The sequence below is a fragment of the Rhodococcus sp. T7 genome, assembly GCF_009872365.1.
Lineage (GTDB): Bacteria > Actinomycetota > Actinomycetes > Mycobacteriales > Mycobacteriaceae > Rhodococcus_F.
This window is the reverse complement of sequence record NZ_WXYH01000135.1, coordinates 1-3,219: the sequence shown is the minus strand read 5'-3', so window position 1 is coordinate 3,219 and position 3,219 is coordinate 1. Positions and strand designations below refer to the sequence as shown.

The 3,219-nt window shown below is 55.5% G+C and carries 1 rRNA gene; it reads left to right on the top strand.

The features are described 5' to 3' along the window. The first annotated feature begins 42 nt into the window (after positions 1-42). Positions 43-3,174 (top strand): 23S ribosomal RNA (locus MLGJGCBP_RS15935). Positions 3,175-3,219 lie beyond the last annotated feature (45 nt).

Genomic DNA, 3,219 nt, shown 5'->3' with positions numbered 1-3,219 from the left:
GTGTGTTGTTTGAGAACTGCACAGTGGACGCGAGCATCTTTGTTGTAAGTAATGAAGAGCGTACGGTGGATGCCTTGGCACCAGGAGCCGATGAAGGACGTAGGAGGCTGCGATAAGCCTCGGGGAGCTGTCAACCGAGCTGAGATCCGAGGATGTCCGAATGGGGAAACCCAGCACGAGTGATGTCGTGTTACCCGCACCTGAATATATAGGGTGTGTGGAGGGAACGTGGGGAAGTGAAACATCTCAGTACCCACAGGAAGAGAAAACAATAGTGATTCCGTGAGTAGTGGCGAGCGAAAGCGGAAGAGGCTAAACCATGGATGTGTGATAGCCGGCAGGTGTTGCATTCGTGGGGTTGTGGGGTTCATCTTGTCAATGCTGCCGTGTTGGCCGACAGTAAGAAATCATTGTGTTAGTGGAAGTGGTCTGGAACGGCCTGTCGTAGAGGGTGAGAATCCCGTACACGAAAACATGATGACTGTCGTGATGGAAACCCAAGTAGCACCGGGCCCGTGAAATCTGGTGTGAATCTGTCGGGACCACCCGATAAGCCTGAATACTCCCTGGTGACCGATAGCGGACTAGTACCGTGAGGGAAAGGTGAAAAGTACCCCGGGAGGGGAGTGAAATAGTACCTGAAACCGTGCGCTTACAATCCGTCAAAGCCTTCGAGTGACTTGTCACTGGGGGTGATGGCGTGCCTTTTGAAGAATGAGCCTGCGAGTTAGTGGCATGTCGCGAGGTTAACCCGTGTGGGGTAGCCGTAGCGAAAGCGAGTCCGAATAGGGCGTTGTAGTGGCATGTTCTAGACCCGAAGCGGAGTGATCTACCCATGGCCAGGTTGAAGCGACGGTAAGACGTCGTGGAGGACCGAACCCACTTAGGTTGAAAACTGAGGGGATGAGCTGTGGGTAGGGGTGAAAGGCCAATCAAACTCCGTGATAGCTGGTTCTCCCCGAAATGCATTTAGGTGCAGCGTCGCGTGTTTCTCACCGGAGGTAGAGCTACTGGATGGTCTAGGGGGCCCACAAGCTTACCGAAATCAGCCAAACTCCGAATGCCGGTGAGTGAGAGCGCGGCAGTGAGACTGCGGGCGATAAGGTTCGTAGTCGAGAGGGAAACAGCCCAGATCGCCAGCTAAGGTCCCTAAGCGTGTACTAAGTGGAAAAGGATGTGGGGTCGCGAAGACAACCAGGAGGTTGGCTTAGAAGCAGCCACCCTTGAAAGAGTGCGTAATAGCTCACTGGTCAAGTGATCCTGCGCCGACAATGTAGCGGGGCTCAAGTACACCACCGAAGCTGCGGCACTCACACAATAGTCTCCGGTTCTCCTGCGGGAGGGCCGGCAGGTGTGTGGGTGGGTAGGGGAGCGTCGTGTGGCCATGGAAGCGGCGGGGTGACCCAGCCGTGGAGGCCACACGAGTGAGAATGCAGGCATGAGTAGCGAAAGACGAGTGAGAAACTCGTCCGCCGAATGACCAAGGGTTCCTGGGCCAGGTTAATCCGCCCAGGGTGAGTCGGGACCTAAGACGAGGCCGACAGGCGTAGCCGATGGACAACGGGTTGATATTCCCGTACCCGTGTGAACGCGCCCCTGGTGAATCAGTGATACTAACCATCCTGAAGCGTCCTTACGTCCCTTCGGGGGCCCTGGATGTGGATGCATGGGACCTGATCTGGTAGTAGCCAAGCGATGGGGTGACGCAGGAAGGTAGCTGAGCCAGTCAGTGGTAATACTGGTGTAAGCCTGTAGGGCGAACGGTAGGCAAATCCGCCGTTCACGAGCCTGAGAGGTGACGCATAGCCGAATGAGGCGAATTCAGTGATCCTATGCTGCCGAGAAAAGCCTCTAGCGAGCTTTCACACGGCCCGTACCCCAAACCGACACAGGTGGTCAGGTAGAGAATACTAAGGCGATCGAGATAACTATGGTTAAGGAACTCGGCAAAATGCCCCCGTAACTTCGGGAGAAGGGGGGCCTCGTTTGGTGATCACTCTTGCAGTGTGAGCTGGGTGGGGCCGCAGAGACCAGTGAGAAGCGACTGTTTACTAAAAACACAGGTCCGTGCGAAGTCGTAAGACGATGTATACGGACTGACGCCTGCCCGGTGCTGGAAGGTTAAGAGGACCGGTTAGCCACTTGTGGCGAAGCTGAGAATTTAAGCCCCAGTAAACGGCGGTGGTAACTATAACCATCCTAAGGTAGCGAAATTCCTTGTCGGGTAAGTTCCGACCTGCACGAATGGCGTAACGACTTCTCAGCTGTCTCAACCATAGACTCGGCGAAATTGCATTACGAGTAAAGATGCTCGTTACGCGCGGCAGGACGAAAAGACCCCGGGACCTTCACTACAGCTTGGTATTGGTGTTCGGTTCGGTTTGTGTAGGATAGGTGGGAGACTGTGAAGCGCTCACGCCAGTGAGTGTGGAGTCGTTGTTGAAATACCACTCTGATCGTATTGGACCTCTAACCTCGGACCATGATCTGGTTCAGGGACAGTGCCTGGTGGGTAGTTTAACTGGGGCGGTTGCCTCCCAAAATGTAACGGAGGCGCCCAAAGGTTCCCTCAGCCTGGTTGGCAATCAGGTGTCGAGTGCAAGTGCACAAGGGAGCTTGACTGTGAGACTGACAGGTCGAGCAGGGACGAAAGTCGGGACTAGTGATCCGGCACCGGCAAGTGGAAGCGGTGTCGCTCAACGGATAAAAGGTACCCCGGGGATAACAGGCTGATCTTCCCCAAGAGTCCATATCGACGGGATGGTTTGGCACCTCGATGTCGGCTCGTCGCATCCTGGGGCTGGAGTAGGTCCCAAGGGTTGGGCTGTTCGCCCATTAAAGCGGCACGCGAGCTGGGTTTAGAACGTCGTGAGACAGTTCGGTCTCTATCCGCCGCGCGCGTTAGAAACTTGAGGAAGGCTGTCCCTAGTACGAGAGGACCGGGACGGACGAACCTCTGGTGTGCCAGTTGTTCCACCAGGAGCACCGCTGGTTAGCTACGTTCGGAAGGGATAACCGCTGAAAGCATCTAAGCGGGAAGCCTGTTCCAAGATGAGGTTTCTCACCCCCTCGAGGGGGTAAGGCCCCCGGCAGACCACCGGGTTGATAGGCCAGAACTGGAAGCCAGGTAACTGGTGCAGGTGACTGGTACTAATAGGCCGAGGACTTACCACAAAGAAGCTACGCGTCCACTGTGCAGTATCTGAAACAACACACACG